Genomic DNA, 16676 nt, shown 5'->3' on the forward strand with positions numbered 1-16676 from the left:
ACGCGTTCACCCGTCGGGCATTACGAATCAGCCGGCTGCTCAGAATTCGTTTTGCAGGGCTTTGTAGCCGCGCACCAGATCGACGTTGGTGCGCGCCACGTCTTCGGAAAACTCCGAAGCACTGACGCTCACCGGCGGGAATTGCGAGAGATCGGTGTTGGGGCCGATCCGCGTGGTGGAGGGCACGTAGAAGGCTGCAGGCAGGTCACGCCCGTCGACCACCGAGTTGTGCCGTACCACGCAACCGTCGGCGACCATGCAGTTGAACAGCACGCTGTTGAAGCCGATGAACACCCGATTACCCACGGTGCAGGGGCCATGCACGATCGAGCGGTGGGCGATGGAACTGAACTCGCCAATGGTCACCGCCGCGCCGGATTTGGAGTGGATCACCACGCCGTCCTGGATGTTCGAGTTGGCGCCGATGGTGATCGGCTGCATGTCGCCCGACTCATCGACTTCGTCAGCGCGGATCACGGCATAGGGCCCGACGAACACGTTCTCGCCGATCACCACTTTGCCGCAAATGATTGCCGTCTTGTCGACGTAGGCCGACTCGGCAATCAGCGGTAAATCTCCGGAAGGATTTTTGCGGATCATGACTTGTTCCCCCGGAAACTGGCAATGACGTTCAGCAGACTGCCTGTCGGCAGTTCGCAATCCAGCACCGGCGTGAGTGGCTGTCCGGGTGCGCCCCAGCGCAATGCGCGGCAAGCAATCATGCGACCTCCCAGTTGAAACGGCTTTCGGCTACGGCGTCATGGGCGTGCAGGCTTTCGGCGTGGATCACACGAATGTGGAAGGCATTGATGCCTGTGGAGCGTTTCAGGGCCAGATTCAAACGGCGTGCGGCGTCCTCGCAAAACATCAGGTTCTGACCATTGGCCAGGGCGAAGGCCTGTTCGTCGGCGCGTTTTACCGCTGTTTGAACGGCTGTGCCGAGTGCGGCTTCGGTGTCGTTGATGATGGCGATCAGAGGCAACTCATCCAGGAAATCAGCCAGCCGTACGCGCAACTTTGCGCTGCTGCGCTGGCTGTGAGGTGTGGCGATGATGCCGTTCGTGGAGCCGAGCCAGGCTAAAACGTCAGCGTGTTGCAGTGACTTGTTGGCGAAATCATCGACGAATTGCTGCTGTATCAACTGTCGAGAAAGGGCCGCTGAGCACGGACAGGTTGAGGAATAAGGCACGTCGATTTTTAGTTCCACGTGGAACATCGCGTTTTTCAAACGCGCTTCGATGCTCACCGGATAGCTTTTCCAGCCTGCCAATGGACTGATCAGCGCCGGTCTTTTCAGCAGCACTTCGGCGTGAATGGTTAAGTGCGCACTGTTGGACAGACCTTCATGACTCTCAAGAAAACGCTGCAAAACCCGCCGCAATAAGGCCGGTGAAAGGCTTTCCTGCTCCAGCAATTCAAGCGCCAGATAGAGCCGTGACATGTGAATGCCGCGCGCATTGCCATCGTCGAGGCTCACGCCGGCATCAGCCTTTGCATTCAAGCGTTGGCCATCAAACAAAACGGGAAGAGCAATGCCGCACATGCCCACCCACTCCAGTGGCAGGGCTTGGCGTGAGGCCTGCGCGGCGATATCCGGCAGAGTCAGCGCATTCATGAGCAGGTCCATCGTGGGAGTTGATTTGACATGTTATAGTATAACAATCAGGTCGACGATGCCTTTTTCATGAACAGGTTTTCATCATGCCCGGGTGCCACGTGCTTAACCTGAATTTGGCCGGTGCGGCCTTAGGCTGTTGGTGCGTCAACTACGCAAATTCGAAGAAAAACGGGCAGGCCTAACAGCCCGTGATCCGGTTGCAGGTGAATTTCGCACTGCTGCCACCGGAACTGGAAAACCGGTTGATCGTGGTCCAGCCGACGCGCTGGTTGTAGCCAACCCAGGCCTCGCCATCGGAAGCGATGCCGGTGAAAAACACCAACTGACCGTAGCGGCTGTTGGTCTGAACCCAATAGCGCTTTCCAGCCATTTCGAAACCCCGCAGATAGATTGTGTTTCCGGCGGTGTTGACGCTGTAGGCGTTGCCATCCGCATCCACGCAGGCCAGCAGGTTGGCGCTGCGGGTGCACCTTGCCAGGCTCGGGACCTGCGCCATCGCGTCGGCAGCCACCAACAAGGAAAGCATGAACAGTGCAGTTTTCAGGGCGTTGCGCATGGGCTTTCTCGCGTTGGAAGCGACGTTCAGCATCCTGTCATTTACCCGGCCGGGCAAGAGGGGATGGTTTATTAGTGTTGTTACAGTATAACATTATGTAAGCCCGACACAGCGACCGGGCATCCCTGTGAGGAATATGCAGATGTCCAACCGACTCCCCGTGACCGTTCTCTCCGGCTTTCTTGGCGCCGGAAAAAGTACACTTCTTAATTACATACTACGTAATCGCGATGGTTTGCGGGTTGCAGTCATCGTCAACGATATGAGCGAAATCAACGTCGATGGCACCGAAGTCCAGCGTGATGTCAGCCTTAATCGGGCTGAAGAACGGTTGGTGGAAATGAGCAACGGGTGTATTTGCTGTACGTTACGTGAAGACTTGCTCGAGGAAGTGAGCCAACTCGCCAGGGAGGGCCGCTTCGACTATCTGCTGATCGAATCCACCGGCATTTCCGAACCGCTGCCGGTGGCGGAAACCTTCACCTTTCGTGATGAAAACGGCCAGAGCCTCAACGATATCGCGCGTCTCGACACCATGGTCACGGTGGTCGACGGCATGAACTTCCTGCTCGATTACCAGGCTGCCGAAAGCCTGGCCTCCCGGGGAGAAACACTTGGCGAAGAAGATGAACGTTCAATTACCGATCTGTTGATTGAGCAGGTCGAGTTTGCCGATGTGATTTTGCTCAGCAAGATCGACTTGATCAGCAGCCACCAGCGCGAGGAACTGATCGCCATCCTCGAGCGGCTCAACGCCCGGGCGGAAATCATTCCGATGGCGATGGGCGAAGTCCCCTTGGATAAAATCCTCAACACCGGTCGTTTTGACTTCGAAAAGGCTGCCCAGGCGCCGGGATGGTTGCAGGAGTTGCGCGGGGAACACGTGCCGGAAACCGAAGAATACGGCATTGCTTCCAGCGCCTACCGGGCACGTCGGCCGTTCCACCCACAGCGTTTCTTCAACTTCATCGACGGCCCTTGGGACAACGGCAAGCTGTTGCGTTCAAAGGGCTTTTTCTGGCTGGCGAGCAAGCATATGGACGCCGGCAGCTGGTCCCAGGCCGGTGGGCTGATGCGCTATGGTTTTGCCGGGCGCTGGTGGCGTTTCGTACCGAAAAACCAATGGCCGCAGGACCCGGAAAGTACGTCCGGGATCATGAAAAACTGGACCGCCGACAGCGGGGATTGTCGTCAGGAGCTGGTGTTCATTGGCCAGAACATCGACTTCACGCAGCTCACTGCCGAACTGGACGCCTGCCTGCTGACCGATGAGGAAATGGCGTTGGGCGTAGAGGGCTGGCATAGGCTGCCTGATCCATTCGGCCCTTGGTACGAAGAAGCTGCCTGATCCTCTGATGGCGCTTCAAGGCTTGAGCCAGGCGCCCTGGCTCTGGGCCTCGCAGTAAGGCTGCAAATATGCCGCGTCGGTGGCAACGCCGTAATAGTGAATATCCTGGCGGTAGGGCATATTGGCGACTTGGGCGTTGCTGCAGATGCCAAATGCGCCGCCGGGGCATTGATCGACATACTGCACATCGACTTTCTGCCCCGCCAGGTTCGGCTGGCAGAAACCATCGGCGAAGAGTTTTGGCGGGATGTTGCGGTTCTGCTGGCAAACCTGGACATCAAGCCGCTCGGCCTGGCTGTGAACCACACAGGCCTGGGCCAGCGCTTCGCCTGAAACGAGTGCCAGGAGCAACGACAAGCCAATCAACCGCATCCATCACCTCCTCAGAAATCATCGACCATGCTGCAGAATATCCCCACTCATGTCATTGCCGGTCCGTTGGGCGCGGGCAAGACCAGCCTGATCAAGCACCTGTTGGCCCAGCGCCCGGCAGGCGAGCGGTGGGCGGTGTTGATCAACGAGTTCGGCCAGATCGGTCTCGATGCTGCGCTACTGACCCGGGACGCCGATGGTATCGCACTGGGGGAAGTGGCCGGGGGCTGCCTGTGCTGCGTCAACGGTGCACCCTTTCAGATTGGTCTTGGGCGCTTGTTGCGCAAGGCGCAGCCTGATCGGCTGTTCATCGAGCCCTCGGGGCTGGGGCATCCGGCGCAGTTGCTCAGGCAATTGAGCGAAGCACCGTGGCAAGGCGTGTTGGCTGTTCAGCCTTGTGTGCTGGTGCTGGACGCCCAGGCGCTCGCCGCTGGCAAACCGTTGCCGGATGCACAACAACAAGCCCTGAGCCGTGCAGGATTGTTGTTGCTGAACAAATCTGAAGGTCTGGAAGAAGACAGCCGTCAGCGAATCGCGGGGCAACTGCCGCCGACCCTTCTGTACTGGACGCAACAGGCGGCTTTACCCTTGAGCGAGCTGCCGGGGCTGAATGCCAAGGCGCTGGCAGGTGTGGATAACTTCGTCGTGCCCAAGGGCTTGGCGCAGCTGCCGGCGGTCTGGAGCGATCCTGCGTTGCCCATTTGCTTGAGTCAGGAACAGGACGGAGGCTGGAGCATCGGTTGGCGTTGGCACCCAAGCCAGGTATTTGATGCCGCGCTGGTTGGCCGGTGGCTTGAAGGCCTTGGCTGGAGGCGGGCGAAGCTGGTTATCCACAGTACCCACGGATGGGTCTCGGCGAACGCGGTGGATAACTCGGTGCTGGACTGGCAGCCCAGTGAATGGCGGCAGGATTCGCGCATCGAGCTGATTTTCAGTGAACCCCAGGATGCTGGGCGGTTGCAGCGCGAACTGGCAGCGTGCCGAAGCGAATCGGCTTAACGGCTCACGGCCGCCACTTGGTATGTTCCTGACGCCACTGGCTCAGCTCGATCACTTCTGCGCGAGGCTTTACCACATCGACTACCGGTTCGGTTTCGTCGAACGGGACCGGGTAGGGCGCCAGTTCAATCTGTGCGCTGTGCGCGCCGAACTGGGTGATGGTGCCGTTGTGGCGGGTTTCGCCGGTCACGGTGAATTCGAAGTTATACACACGGGCCAGGCGTCGCCGACCGCTGGCATCCCTGATGAACGCGATTCTTTTCAACGCCACGTTGCCGTCCAGCAATTCGATCCCGAGCTTGGTGCAATGCTGCTTGACCCGCTCCAGCGCGCGCTCGCGCAAGCCGTGGTTGTGCCATAGCCATGCGCCGGCAGTGGCGAACAGCATCAGCACGAATATATTTCCAAGGGTCAGCATCAACAGGGTGCTCCAACAAGATAGTGTCAGCTTAACTGCGTCGCTGGTCTGTCGTACAGGCTGCGTTTAGTCGCATACTGCGCGGCTAGAATTTCAATCGTTTTACGGAAATCCACCGCATGAAACGTACACCGCATTTGCTCGCTATCCAGTCCCACGTGGTATTCGGTCACGCCGGCAACAGTGCCGCGGTTTTCCCGATGCAACGGGTCGGGGTGAATGTCTGGCCGCTCAACACCGTGCAGTTCTCCAATCACACCCAGTACGGCCAATGGGCCGGTGAAGTGCTGGCACCGCACCAGATACCTGAGCTGGTCGAGGGTATCGCGGCGATTGGCGAGCTGGGCAACTGCGATGCGGTGCTCTCCGGTTACCTCGGCAGTGCGGCCCAGGGCCGGGCGATCCTGACGGGGGTAGCGCGGATCAAGTCGATGAATCCCAAGGCACTGTACCTGTGTGACCCGGTCATGGGGCACCCGGAGAAGGGCTGCAGTGTTCCGGCGGAAGTCAGTGATTTTCTGCTGGAGGAGGCCGCCGCCGTAGCGGACTTCATGTGCCCGAACCAGCTGGAGCTGGACAGTTTCTCCGGGCGCAAGCCGCAGTCGCTGTTCGATTGCCTGGCCATGGCGCGTGCATTGCTGGCGCGCGGCCCGAAAGCGGTGCTGGTCAAGCATCTGGACTACCCAGGCAAGTCGGCAGAGGTCTTCGAGATGCTGCTGGTGACAGCCGAAGGCAGCTGGCATTTGCAGCGCCCGTTACTGGCGTTCCCGCGTCAGCCGGTGGGTGTGGGCGATCTGACGTCCGGGCTGTTCCTGGCACGTGTGCTGTTGGGTGACAGCCTGGTGGCCGCGTTCGAGTTCGCGGCGTCGGCGGTGCATGAAGTGCTGCTGGAAACCCAGGCCTGTGCCAGCTACGAGTTGGAACTGGTTCGGGCTCAGGACCGGATTGCCCATCCGCGGGTGCGGTTCGAGGCGACCTCGATCAGCCTCTGATTGAGCGTTGAGCCCATTCGCGAGCAAGCCTGCTCCCACATTGGATCTATGCAACACCAAAGATCAAATGTGGGAGCGGGCTTGCTCGCGAAGGCTATCTAGAGAACACCATCAACCTGACTGAACAACTCAGGCGTCGCCCTTGATCTCCTGATAACGCTTTTCCAGTTCCTGGCGAATCTGCCGGCGCTGCTGGGCCTGGATGAAGCGGCGCTTGCTCTCGCTGTTGTCCGGTTGCAGCGGCGGTACCTGGGCAGGTTTACGCTGGTCATCCACCGCGACCATGGTAAAGAAGCAGCTGTTGGTGTGACGCACCGATCGCTCGCGAATGTTCTCGGTCACCACTTTGATGCCCACCTCCATGGAGGTGTTGCCGGTGTAGTTGACCGAGGCGAGAAAGGTCACCAGTTCGCCGACATGGATCGGCTCACGGAAAATGACCTGGTCCACCGACAGGGTCACCACATAACGGCCGGCATAACGGCTGGCGCAAGCGTAGGCCACTTCGTCGAGGTACTTGAGCAGGGTGCCACCGTGAACATTGCCAGAGAAGTTGGCCATGTCAGGGGTCATCAATACCGTCATCGACAGCTGGGCGTTTCCGGGTTCCATAGCATTCTCACGGGTCAAGGCCAGGTTTGAGGGATGCACCTCTGCGGGTGCCTCGGCGGTTTTTTCAAACCAACACTTATCGGGACGCCGGGTGCGGAGTCGCCGTCACGCCAGATCGATCTGTTTCCATATATTGCACCGCCTTTCTGCCAGAAGTCGCGGTGTTACCCTGCAAAAAGCCCGGACACAGGGGCATTTCCTACGCGCAAAGCAGACTTTTGCTCGGCTCGATCAGACCATTCCTGCGTCTGTGAGTCGGGCAACTTCAATCAGGGAGCCGCTCGCCATGCATGCCATCAGTTTCATTCAGGATCTGGCAGTGATCATGTTGATCGCAGGTGTGGTGACGGTGGTTTTTCATCGCCTGAAACAACCGGTGGTGCTGGGCTATATCGTGGCCGGTTTCATCATTGGCCCGCACACCCCGCCATTCGGCCTGATCCATGACGAAGAAACCATCAAGACCCTGGCCGAACTCGGAGTGATATTCCTGATGTTCTGCCTGGGCCTGGAGTTCAGCCTGCGCAAGTTGTTCAAGGTCGGTGCCACGGCCTTCATCGCGGCATTCCTGGAAATCGTGCTGATGATCTGGATCGGCTACGAGATCGGCCGCTGGTTTGACTGGAACACCATGGATTCACTGTTCCTCGGTGCGATCCTGGCGATTTCCTCAACCACCATCATCGTCAAGGCACTCAATGATCTGAAGTTGAAGAACGAGCGGTTTGCGCAGTTGATATTCGGTGTGCTGATCGTCGAAGACATTCTGGGCATCGGCATCATCGCGCTTCTGTCCAGCATCGCCGTCAGTGGTACGGTCAGCTCCGGCGAAGTGTTTTCTACTGTGGGCAAACTGTCGCTGTTCATGATCGTCGCATTGGTCATCGGCATTCTGATGGTGCCGCGTTTGCTGGCCTACGTGGCCAGGTTCGAGAGCAACGAAATGCTGCTGATCACCGTGCTGGGCCTGTGTTTCGGCTTCTGCCTGCTGGTGGTCAGGCTTGAATACAGCATGGTCCTCGGCGCGTTCCTGATCGGCGCGATCATGGCTGAATCCCGGCAACTGCTGAAAATCGAGCGCTTGATTGAACCGGTTCGAGATCTTTTCAGCGCGATTTTTTTTGTGGCCATCGGGCTGATGCTCGATCCGGCGATCCTGCTTCAATACGCTTGGCCAATCGCCGTAATCACTGTAGCCGTGGTGCTTGGCAAGATGCTGTCCTGCGGCCTTGGTGCGTTTATCGCCGGTAATGACGGACGCACCTCGCTGCGGGTCGGGATGGGTCTTTCACAGATTGGCGAATTCTCTTTCATCATTGCTGCACTGGGCATGACGTTGCAGGTCACCAGTAACTTTTTATACCCGGTGGCTGTGGCGGTGTCGGTGATCACGACCTTGCTGACGCCTTATCTGATTCGCGCGGCTGATCCATTGTCGATCAAGCTCGCGGGCGTCATGCCGGAACGCCTGGGACGGGTGTTAGGGATGTACGGCGAATGGCTGCGCAGCATCCAGCCACAGGGCGAGGGGGCGTTGCTGGCGTCGATGATCAGAAGGATTTTGCTGCAGGTCGGGGTCAACCTGGCATTGGTGATCGCGATTTTCTTTTCGGGCGCGTACTTCGCCGAACGCATGTCGGCTTACGTGCAAGGCTGGATCAGCGACCCGAGCTGGCAGAAGGCATTGATCTGGGGTGGGGCGCTATTGTTATCGCTGCCTTTTTTGATTGCGGCGTACCGCAAGCTCAAGGCCCTGTCGATGTTGCTGGCGGAAATGGGCGTCAAGCCAGAGATGGCCGGGCGCCACACGCAGCGAGTGCGCAGGGTGATCGCCGAAGTGATCCCGATCCTGTCGCTGCTGGTGATCTTTTTGCTGTTGGCAGCCTTGTCGGCCAGTATTCTGCCGACCAACAAGTTGCTGGTACTGATCGCCGTGGTCGCGGCCGCCGTGGCGGCGCTGTTGTGGCGCTGGTTCATTCGTGTGCATACACGGATGCAGGTGGCGTTGCTGGAAACCCTCGACAATCACAAGGAGTCGTCCGGGCATTGACCACCCCGCGGCGTTGACTGGATCAGCTTTCCAGCCAGACGTCCCGTGCCCAGTGCCACACCGACTCCCAGGTTTCTTCGGCGATCAGCTCTTCTTCGGCCTGCCAAAGCACCACGGTGCCGTCTTCTTCGACGCAGTAGTAGTCGTCACCGTCCTGGCAGATCGGGATCAGGCTGCGATCGACGCCGGCGTCCCAGGCGTTGGCGGCAACGTCGGGCAGGTAGGTGTGGGATTGCGGGTCAGTCACGGTGACCGGCTCCAGGCTACCGTAGACCACGTCGCTGACGGTCAGCAGAAACTCTCTGAAGACGAACGGAATGTCGATGAACAGTTGTTCTTCGATTTCGACCAGCAGGTCTTCGTCAGGCAACTCCAAGGGGACCGGTACCGGTTCGTTGGCTTCACGCAGTTGTTCGATGATTTCTTCCACGTCCGGGATCCTCTTGCTTGTATGGCGCGGTTTATATGGGGCGGTTTATACAGTAGCTTGCTATAGATGCAACCGCGAAATAGAAAACCCCGGCCGAGGCCGGGGTTTTCTTTACAGCAAGTGAAGCGCGGCGCGGGATCAGCCGTTCTGGCGGATACCGGCCACCAGCCAAGGCTGGTTTTCGCCCTGTGCACGTTCCATGTTCCAGCTTTCGCTGAAGACTTCGCCCTGGTCGAAACGCGAGGTTTTCGACACGCCGGTGAAGGTCAGGGTGGCAATGGTCTTGTCGGCGCGGTCATCCACGCCGTCCAGCTGTACATTGAGGTTATCAATGTAGGTGGACTGGAAACCGTCGCCCAGGTCGGCACGCTCACGCTTGAGGAACTCCAGCATTTGCGGGGTCACGAACTCGGCGATCTTGTCCATTTCATTGGCGTCCCAGTGCTGTTGCAGGGACTGGAAGTGATTGCGTGCCGCTTCGACGAAGTTTCTTTCGTTGAACCAGGCTGGAGCGTTGATCACTGGACGAGCGGCAACAGGCGCTGCCGAACCACCGAAGATCGAACCGCCGGCAGGCTTTTGTTCGAACGCTTCACGTTGCATCGGCGCGTGGCCGGCCGGCGCGTATTGCTCCTGCTGCTTGCGACGACGGGCGGCGATAAAGCGGAAGACCAGGAATGCAATGACAGCCATGATCAGGATGTCGAAGATCTGCATGCCCTGGAAGCCGTCGCCCATGAACATGGATGCCAGCAGGCCGCCGGCCGCGATACCGGCCAGAGGGCCGAGCCAGCGCGAAGCGCCACCGGCCTTGGCAGCGGCACCAGCGGCACCGGCAGCACCAGCGGTCGCCGCAGCGCCGCCCATGCCTGGAGAAGAAGGAGCCATCTGGCTGGTCTGGTGCGTCGGCGCAGCGCCTGCGCTTTTGCCACCACCGAAGCGCTTGGCGGCATTGACGTCGAGACTCATCGTCAGGCCGATGCACAACGCCATGGCGATGCTAAGAAAACGTTTCATAAAGGGAATTCCCATTTGTGGAAGGCACGCGCGCCATGTTGCACAGCTGAAGTGTTACTGGCTAGCGGCAGAGTGTTTCGGGCTTTTGCCTGACAGGTTTCATTCAGCTTCAGTCAGTGCAATAGGGCCTTTTGACTTTGATCTGTCAGATGAGTGGATGAGCTTTGTAGGACGCTCGCCTAGCGACGAAATGCCAGCGTGACGACTCCGGCCGTGATCAGACCGATTCCGCCCCATTGGCGCAGGTCGAGTTTTTCACCCAGCAGGACTACCCCAAGAACGGCCACCAGCACCACGCTGAGTTTGTCCACCGGGGCAACCAGTGACGCCGGGCCGACCTTGAGTGCGCGGAAATAGCAGATCCACGACGCACCGGTAGCCAGGCCCGACAACAGCAGGAACAGGTAGCTCTTTGCCGAGATCGATCCTAAAGACTGATATTGGCCCGTGGCGTACAAAATCAAGGCCAGGCTGACCAATACCACGATCGTACGCAGCAGGGTGGCGAAGTCGGAATTGACGTTTTCGATGCCGACTTTCGCGAAAATGGCGGTCATCGCCGCGAACGCCGCCGATAACAGGGCCCAGAATGTCCAGGAAGAAAAAAAGCCTGTGCCCATGTCCATCGCACCTTTAAATTCAGATATAGGCCTGGAACCTACCTACAACCTGTGGGAGCGAGCTTGCTCGCGATGACGGACTGACAACCAGAAATAATGTCGACTGATCTACCGCTATCGCGAGCAAGCTCGCTCCCACAGAAAAGCTAGATCGCTTCCAGCTTGGCGTAACCCAACATCAGCCACTTGCTGCCTTCGCTGAAGTTCACCTGCACCCGGGCCTGAGCACCGGCGCCCTCGAAGTTGAGGATCACGCCGTCACCGAAGATCGAATGGCGTACGGTCTGACCCAGACTGAAGCCGGTTTCCGGAATTTCGCTGCCGCTGAACAGGTTGCTGCCACTCATCGACTGGTTGCCACCAAACGGCCGGCTGACGCTGTTGGACAGCCGTACTTCCTGAATAAGGCCTTTCGGCACTTCGCGTACGAAGCGCGACACCTTGTTGTAGGTCTCGCTGCCATAAAGGCGTCGGGTTTCAGCGTAGGTCATCACCAGGTTCTGCATCGCCCGGGTAATGCCGACGTAGGCCAGACGACGTTCTTCCTCAAGGCGGCCGGGTTCTTCCAGGCTCATCTTGTGCGGGAACAGGCCTTCTTCCATGCCCACCAGGAACACGTAAGGGAATTCCAGGCCTTTGGCGCTGTGCAGGGTCATCAGTTGAATGCTGTCTTCGTGCTCGTCGGCCTGCGTATCGCCGGCCTCCAGCGACGCGTGACCGAGGAACGCTGCCAAAGGCGTCAGGTCTTCGTCTTCTTCGCTGTTTTCGAAGTTGCGTGCGGCGCTGACCAGTTCCTCAAGGTTTTCCACCCGGGCCTGGCCTTTCTCGCCTTTTTCCGCTTCGTGATAGGCGATCAGCCCCGATTGCTCGATGACGGTCTGGGTCATCAGGTGCAGCGGCATTTCCATGCACTTGGCGGCAAGGTTTTCGATCAGCTCGATAAACGCGCCAAGGGCACCGGCCGCACGACCGGTCAGGCCTTTGTTGGCCACCAGTTGGCGCATCGCTTCCCACATCGACACATCACTGTGGCGCGCATGGTCGCGGATCGCTTCGACGGTTTTCTCGCCGATGCCGCGGGCTGGCACGTTGATCACCCGTTCCAGCGCGGCGTCGTTGCCCCGCCCTTCGAGCAATCGCAGGTAAGCCATGGCGTTCTTGATTTCGGCACGCTCGAAGAAGCGCTGGCCGCCATAGATGCGGTACGGAATGCGTTCACGCAGCAGCGCTTCTTCCAGAACCCGCGATTGGGCGTTGGAGCGGTACAGAATCGCGATATCGCTGCGAGACAGGCCGGTTTTCAGCGCGCTTTCGATGGTTTCGACAACGTAGCGTGCTTCGTCGTGTTCGTTGAAGGCGGCATACAGATTGATTGCCTCGCCGTCGCCACCGTCGGTCCACAGCTCTTTGCCCAGGCGTCCGGTGTTGTTGGCGATCAAGGCGTTGGCTGCCTTCAGGATGCCGGCGGTGGAGCGGTAGTTCTGCTCCAGACGAATGGTTTCGGCGTCCGGGAAGTCTTCGGAATACTGGTAGATGTTCTCGATTTTCGCGCCACGCCAGCCGTAGATCGACTGATCGTCATCGCCCACCACCATCAGGCTGTCGCCACCCTTGGCCAGCAGGCGCAACCAGGCGTACTGCACGGCGTTGGTGTCCTGGAACTCGTCCACGAGGATGTGCCGGAAGCGCTTTTGATAGTGAGCGAGCAAGCCTGGGTGGTCGCGCCACAGATCGAGGGCGCGCAGCAACAGTTCGGAGAAGTCGATGACACCGGCGCGCAGGCATGCGGCCTCGTAGGCCTCATAGATGCCGCGCATGGTCGCAAGGAACAGATCGCCACTGGCTTGAATGTGTTGCGGGCGCAGACCTTCGTCTTTCTGCCCGTTGATGAACCATTGGGCCTGACGGGCCGGCCAGCGCTGCTCGTCCAGGCCGAGTTCTCGGATCACCCGCTTGACCAGCCGTTGCTGGTCATCGCTGTCGAGGATCTGGAAAGTCTGGCTCAAGCCCGCTTCCTGCCAGTGCGCCCGCAGCAAGCGGTGCGCCAGGCCGTGGAAGGTGCCGACCCACATGCCGGCCGGGTTGATACCCATCAGTTGCTCGATGCGCTGGCGCATCTCGGCAGCAGCCTTGTTGGTGAAGGTCACCGACAGGATGGAGTGGGGCGAGGCATTTTCAACCTGGATCAGCCAGGCGATACGGTGCACCAGCACTCGGGTTTTACCGGAACCAGCACCGGCCAGGACCAACTGACGACCCACGGGGGCCGCTACGGCCTGGCGTTGGGCATCGTTGAGGGAGTTCAGCAGAAGGGAGAGATCATCGCGCATCGGGGCATTCTAGGGGGCCGCGACACACCGGGCAAACTCCGCTTCGCATTAACCGATGAAAGTTACGCGAGGGACGACCGGTCAGTCATCGGCTGCAGGCGTTGGCGGGGCGTGCCTTTAGGGTTTTCAGGGTGGGGCGGCGGCTGAAAAATTTGGCGATTTATTGATCAGCAGCAGTTTGGTCCGGGCAATTGCTTGTGTATGCTCCGAGCAGTTTCGGGCCCATGCTCATCATTATAAGAACAAGAACATCGCCTATGACCCTCAGCTTCGACCTGTCGGGCCCCACTGTGGAGCCCCGGGTTATCAGAAAGCAATACGCCATGGAAATGGCGGTCGAACGCACGCGCCTGTTGTATCAGGGCTCGCTGCTGCCCACGTTGTTCATGCTGATCAATGGCCTGGTCTGTGCCGGTTTGCTCTGGAGTCCGCAGCGCTATTTCCTGGTCAGTGTCTGGCTGGTGTGGTTGTTGTCTTTGGTGGCATTGCGGGTGATTCAGGTCGCAGCCTTCGATTCGGCCATCCCCAATCGTCAAGCCCAGCCCATTTGGCGACGTATGTTTTTGCTGGGTTCCGGCCTCACCGGCCTGACTCTGGCCGGTGCCGGCATTGCCCTGGTTCCCGCCGATAACTTCATTCAGCAGGCCTGGGTCTTCGGCCTCATCGGTGCCGCAGCGCTCTCGGCCAGCGTGGCTTATGCGGTCAGCTTGCCGGCCTTTCTGTCTTTCACCTTGCCCTGCCTGCTACCGGCCATTGCCTATATGTTTTGGGGGGGTGAGGAACAGCAGCAGGGCTGGGGCTGGTTCGGGCTGATTCTGCTCGGTGCATTGAGTGTGGTTGCCTGGCAGGTCAATCGATTGATCGATCGGGGCTTGATGCGACGCTTTCAGAACCAGGCATTGATCGAACATCTACAGCAGGCGCAAAGCAGCAGTGATCAGCTCAATCAAAAGCTGGCCAAGGAGATCGAACAGCGTCGACGCGCCGAGAACGAATTGCGAGAAATCCAGGTCGACCTGGAAAACCGCGTCGCTCAGCGCAGCCTGGAGCTGGACGCCGCCAACCAGGCGCTGAGCAAGAGCGAAGCACGCCTGGCGCTGGCATTGAAGGCCAGCGAGTTGGGGTTGTGGGACTGGAATCTGCAAACCGACGAAGTCCATCACACGCAGATTCAGGAGTTGTTCGGCCTGGAGCCGGACCAGGTCACGGCAATCCTGCGTCACCTCAAGCCGCGCCTTCACCCCGAGGACCTTCCAGCGCTGAAAAGGGCGCTGGTCGAGCATCTGAAGGGCCGCACCGAGGACTATCAAATCGAGTATCGCGTGCGCCACGGCGATGGCCACTGGGTCTGGATCGAGGACCGTGGGCGGGCGGTCGAGCGTGCCGAGAACGGACGGGTTTTGCGCATGGTCGGCACTCGGCGCGACATCAGCGTCAGCAAAAACCTGGAAGAGCAGCGGCAACTGGCGGCGACCGTATTCGAGGCGGCCAGCGAAGGGATTGTGATTTTCGACCCGAACTATGCCCTGATCGCAATCAATCAAGCCTTCAGTCGGGTGACCGGCTATGCCATCGAAGACATGATCGGACGCAATGTCGTTGAGTTGCCATGCAGTCGCGATGCGCGTCGGCATTACGCCACGATCCATCAGGCGCTGGAGCAGCAAGGCAGCTGGCAGGGTGAATTGGTGGAAACCCGCAAGAACGGCGAGATGTATCCGCAATGGCTGCAATTGAATGCCGTGCGCGATAACCGGGGAAATGTCAGCCATATCGTGGGCTTCTTCGCGGATCTTTCTGCCCGCCGGGAATCCGAAGAGCGTATGCGCTATCTGACCCATTACGACGAACTCACCGGTCTGGCCAACCGCGCGATGTTCCGCGAGCGCCTCAGCGAGGCTCATCAACGGGTACGACAGGGCGGTTATCGCAGCCTGGCCTTGCTGCACATCAATCTCGACCGCTTCAAGCAACTCAACGACAGCCTGGGGCATGAAGTCGCCGACCAGTTGTTGCAGAAAATGGCCCGGCGACTGGTGAATGCATTGCCTGAAGCAGACACCATCGCGCGCCTGTCCGGCGATGAGTTTGCCGTGCTGTTCAACGCCTACGGCAACCTTTCGAGCCTGGCGCGGGTGGCGACTCGTCTGGCGAGCAAGTTGCGTCTGCCGGTGACCATTGACGGCCATGAGCTGGTGGTCAGTGCGTCGATGGGCATCAGCCTGTTGCCGGACAGCGCCCGGGAAATTTCCGCGTTGGTCAGTCAATCGAACATGGCCATGCAGCACGCAAAACATTTGGGCGGCAACAACTTCCAGTTCTACACCGACAGCCTGCAAGCCAGCACGCTGGAGCGTTTGCAGCTGGAAAACCAGTTGCGCAAAGCCATCGAAGAGAAGCAGTTGAAGGTGTTCTACCAACCCAAGCTGTGCCTCGCCACGGGCAAGCTGAATGCTGCCGAGGCGCTGGTGCGTTGGGATCATCCGACCATGGGCCGCGTGCCGCCGGGGGATTTCATCGGTCTGGCTGAAGAAACCGGATTGATCGGCCCGATCGGTGAGTTCGTGCTGCGTCAGGCCTGCTGGCAAGCCTGTGAGTGGCAGCGGCAGGGGCTCGATGCGATTCGGGTGTCGGTCAATCTGTCGGTGCATCAATTGCGCCAGGGCAAGCTGGTCAGCCTGGTGCGGCAAGTGCTGGAGGAAACCGGGCTGGAGCCACGCTACCTGGAGCTGGAACTCACCGAAAGCCAGTTGCTGGACAGCGTCGAGCACATCATCGCAACCTTCCAGCAGCTGCGTGATCTCGGGGTGAAACTGGCGATCGATGATTTCGGCACCGGGTATTCGTCTTTGAGTTATCTCAAGCGCATTCCGGTGGACTACGTGAAGATTGATCAGGCGTTTATCCGTGGCCTGGGGGAGGGCAGCGAAGACGCGGCGATTACCCGGGCCATCATTGCCATGGCTCACGGTCTGAAACTCAAGGTCGTGGCAGAAGGGGTGGAGCGGGAAGAGCAGCTTGAGTTCCTGGAAGCCGAGTGCTGCGATGAAGTACAGGGTTATTTGATCAGCCGCCCGGTCGAGGCCGAGGCGTTGGCAGGTTTGCTGCACGCGCAAGCCGCAAGCTGAGGGGGATACGTAAGGCGCTTTGTCCTTTAAAACGTGCACTCGGTGCACCTGGACAGGCGCCAGAGTGCTACATGAAGCGTGGGCACCTGAAATCGAGGGATTCGGTAACGCATTGAGCAGGCAAAAAGCCAATTCATGTAGTATAACTACAAGCGTGCTACATCCCCGGCACCTGCCAATAACAAA

At 59.2% G+C, this 16676-nt stretch carries 15 protein-coding genes and 1 pseudogene; 5 read left to right on the forward strand and 11 right to left on the reverse strand.

Translation table 11 applies throughout. The features are described 5' to 3' along the window. Positions 1-39 precede the first annotated feature (39 nt). The 4 genes and pseudogenes from AC3WJW_RS07130 to AC3WJW_RS07145 form a co-directional block, all read right to left on the reverse strand. Complete coding sequence (locus tag AC3WJW_RS07130) at positions 40-600, reverse strand: gamma carbonic anhydrase family protein (RefSeq protein ID WP_493725581.1); 561 nt, start codon at positions 598-600, stop codon at positions 40-42. Further along, positions 600-722: pseudogene (locus tag AC3WJW_RS07135) on the reverse strand (manganese ABC transporter ATP-binding protein); the annotation flags it as partial. The pseudogene AC3WJW_RS07135 and the gene AC3WJW_RS07130, both read right to left, overlap by 1 nt. Then, complete coding sequence (gene folE2 / locus AC3WJW_RS07140) at positions 719-1615, reverse strand: GTP cyclohydrolase FolE2 (RefSeq protein WP_493725582.1); 897 nt, start codon at positions 1613-1615, stop codon at positions 719-721. The gene folE2 and the pseudogene AC3WJW_RS07135, both read right to left, overlap by 4 nt. A 181-nt stretch (positions 1616-1796) precedes the next feature. Further along, complete coding sequence (locus AC3WJW_RS07145; RefSeq protein WP_493725583.1) at positions 1797-2174, reverse strand: glutamine synthetase; 378 nt, start codon at positions 2172-2174, stop codon at positions 1797-1799. Between the two features lie 142 nt (positions 2175-2316). On the opposite strand from AC3WJW_RS07145, the gene zigA reads away from it, so the two are divergent. Further along, a complete protein-coding gene (gene zigA, locus AC3WJW_RS07150) occupies positions 2317-3522 on the forward strand; it encodes a zinc metallochaperone GTPase ZigA (protein WP_493725584.1) in 1206 nt (401 codons plus the stop codon). 15 nt (positions 3523-3537) lie between these two features. Here the strand turns inward: zigA and AC3WJW_RS07155 are convergent, their stop codons facing one another. Beyond that, the gene (locus AC3WJW_RS07155) at positions 3538-3894 is read right to left on the reverse strand and encodes an NADH:ubiquinone oxidoreductase (RefSeq protein ID WP_493725585.1); all 357 of its coding nucleotides are present in this window, start codon (positions 3892-3894) and stop codon (positions 3538-3540) included. A 27-nt stretch (positions 3895-3921) separates the two neighbouring features. On the opposite strand from AC3WJW_RS07155, the gene AC3WJW_RS07160 reads away from it, so the two are divergent. Next, positions 3922-4893: a CobW family GTP-binding protein gene (locus AC3WJW_RS07160; RefSeq protein WP_493725586.1), complete on the forward strand. Its 972-nt coding sequence runs from the start codon at positions 3922-3924 to the stop codon at positions 4891-4893. Positions 4894-4897: 4 nt separating this feature from the next. Here AC3WJW_RS07160 and AC3WJW_RS07165 read toward each other — a convergent pair whose 3' ends face one another. Continuing rightward, positions 4898-5311, reverse strand: coding sequence for a DUF3301 domain-containing protein (locus AC3WJW_RS07165; RefSeq protein WP_007971681.1), 414 nt, complete (start codon positions 5309-5311; stop codon positions 4898-4900). Between the two features lie 119 nt (positions 5312-5430). Between AC3WJW_RS07165 and pdxY the strand changes: the two genes are divergently transcribed. Beyond that, entirely contained in the window at positions 5431-6303 is an 873-nt protein-coding gene (pdxY, locus tag AC3WJW_RS07170) for a pyridoxal kinase PdxY (protein ID WP_015097416.1), read from the forward strand. 129 nt (positions 6304-6432) lie between these two features. On the opposite strand, the gene AC3WJW_RS07175 is transcribed toward pdxY, so the two are convergent. Next, positions 6433-6915 carry an acyl-CoA thioesterase gene (locus tag AC3WJW_RS07175; protein WP_007971685.1) on the reverse strand — a complete coding sequence of 161 codons (483 nt, stop codon included), beginning with the start codon at positions 6913-6915 and terminating at the stop codon, positions 6433-6435. Positions 6916-7201: 286 nt separating this feature from the next. On the opposite strand from AC3WJW_RS07175, the gene AC3WJW_RS07180 reads away from it, so the two are divergent. Continuing rightward, on the forward strand, positions 7202-8965 hold the full coding sequence (locus AC3WJW_RS07180) for a cation:proton antiporter (protein ID WP_458549799.1): 1764 nt from the start codon (positions 7202-7204) through the stop codon (positions 8963-8965). 22 nt (positions 8966-8987) lie between these two features. Here the strand turns inward: AC3WJW_RS07180 and AC3WJW_RS07185 are convergent, their stop codons facing one another. From AC3WJW_RS07185 to uvrD, 4 genes are all read right to left on the reverse strand, one after another. Beyond that, entirely contained in the window at positions 8988-9395 is a 408-nt protein-coding gene (locus AC3WJW_RS07185) for an SMI1/KNR4 family protein (protein ID WP_003187120.1), read from the reverse strand. A 138-nt stretch (positions 9396-9533) separates the two neighbouring features. Beyond that, the gene (locus AC3WJW_RS07190; RefSeq protein ID WP_095943446.1) at positions 9534-10412 is read right to left on the reverse strand and encodes a Tim44 domain-containing protein; all 879 of its coding nucleotides are present in this window, start codon (positions 10410-10412) and stop codon (positions 9534-9536) included. A gap of 179 nt (positions 10413-10591) precedes the next feature. Beyond that, a complete protein-coding gene (locus tag AC3WJW_RS07195; RefSeq protein WP_493725587.1) occupies positions 10592-11032 on the reverse strand; it encodes an EamA family transporter in 441 nt (146 codons plus the stop codon). Positions 11033-11178: 146 nt separating this feature from the next. Continuing rightward, the gene (gene uvrD, locus AC3WJW_RS07200) at positions 11179-13362 is read right to left on the reverse strand and encodes a DNA helicase II (RefSeq protein WP_007971693.1); all 2184 of its coding nucleotides are present in this window, start codon (positions 13360-13362) and stop codon (positions 11179-11181) included. Positions 13363-13619: 257 nt separating this feature from the next. On the opposite strand from uvrD, the gene AC3WJW_RS07205 reads away from it, so the two are divergent. Beyond that, positions 13620-16490: an EAL domain-containing protein gene (locus tag AC3WJW_RS07205; protein ID WP_493725588.1), complete on the forward strand. Its 2871-nt coding sequence runs from the start codon at positions 13620-13622 to the stop codon at positions 16488-16490. Positions 16491-16676: the final 186 nt, after the last annotated feature.

Source organism: Pseudomonas sp. GW821-FHT07G06 (assembly GCF_058986625.1).

Coding starts and splice junctions, on each gene's coding strand:
- AC3WJW_RS07160 (WP_493725586.1), top strand. CDS start 3,922: ATGCTGCAGAATATCCCCACTCATGTCATTGCCGGTCCGTTGGGCGCG.
- AC3WJW_RS07205 (WP_493725588.1), top strand. CDS start 13,620: ATGACCCTCAGCTTCGACCTGTCGGGCCCCACTGTGGAGCCCCGGGTT.
- AC3WJW_RS07175 (WP_007971685.1), bottom strand. CDS start 6,915: ATGGAACCCGGAAACGCCCAGCTGTCGATGACGGTATTGATGACCCCT.
- uvrD (WP_007971693.1), bottom strand. CDS start 13,362: ATGCGCGATGATCTCTCCCTTCTGCTGAACTCCCTCAACGATGCCCAA.
- AC3WJW_RS07180 (WP_458549799.1), top strand. CDS start 7,202: ATGCATGCCATCAGTTTCATTCAGGATCTGGCAGTGATCATGTTGATC.
- AC3WJW_RS07145 (WP_493725583.1), bottom strand. CDS start 2,174: ATGCGCAACGCCCTGAAAACTGCACTGTTCATGCTTTCCTTGTTGGTG.
- pdxY (WP_015097416.1), top strand. CDS start 5,431: ATGAAACGTACACCGCATTTGCTCGCTATCCAGTCCCACGTGGTATTC.
- folE2 (WP_493725582.1), bottom strand. CDS start 1,615: ATGAATGCGCTGACTCTGCCGGATATCGCCGCGCAGGCCTCACGCCAA.
- AC3WJW_RS07190 (WP_095943446.1), bottom strand. CDS start 10,412: ATGAAACGTTTTCTTAGCATCGCCATGGCGTTGTGCATCGGCCTGACG.
- AC3WJW_RS07195 (WP_493725587.1), bottom strand. CDS start 11,032: ATGGGCACAGGCTTTTTTTCTTCCTGGACATTCTGGGCCCTGTTATCG.
- AC3WJW_RS07155 (WP_493725585.1), bottom strand. CDS start 3,894: ATGCGGTTGATTGGCTTGTCGTTGCTCCTGGCACTCGTTTCAGGCGAA.
- AC3WJW_RS07165 (WP_007971681.1), bottom strand. CDS start 5,311: ATGCTGACCCTTGGAAATATATTCGTGCTGATGCTGTTCGCCACTGCC.
- AC3WJW_RS07130 (WP_493725581.1), bottom strand. CDS start 600: ATGATCCGCAAAAATCCTTCCGGAGATTTACCGCTGATTGCCGAGTCG.
- zigA (WP_493725584.1), top strand. CDS start 2,317: ATGTCCAACCGACTCCCCGTGACCGTTCTCTCCGGCTTTCTTGGCGCC.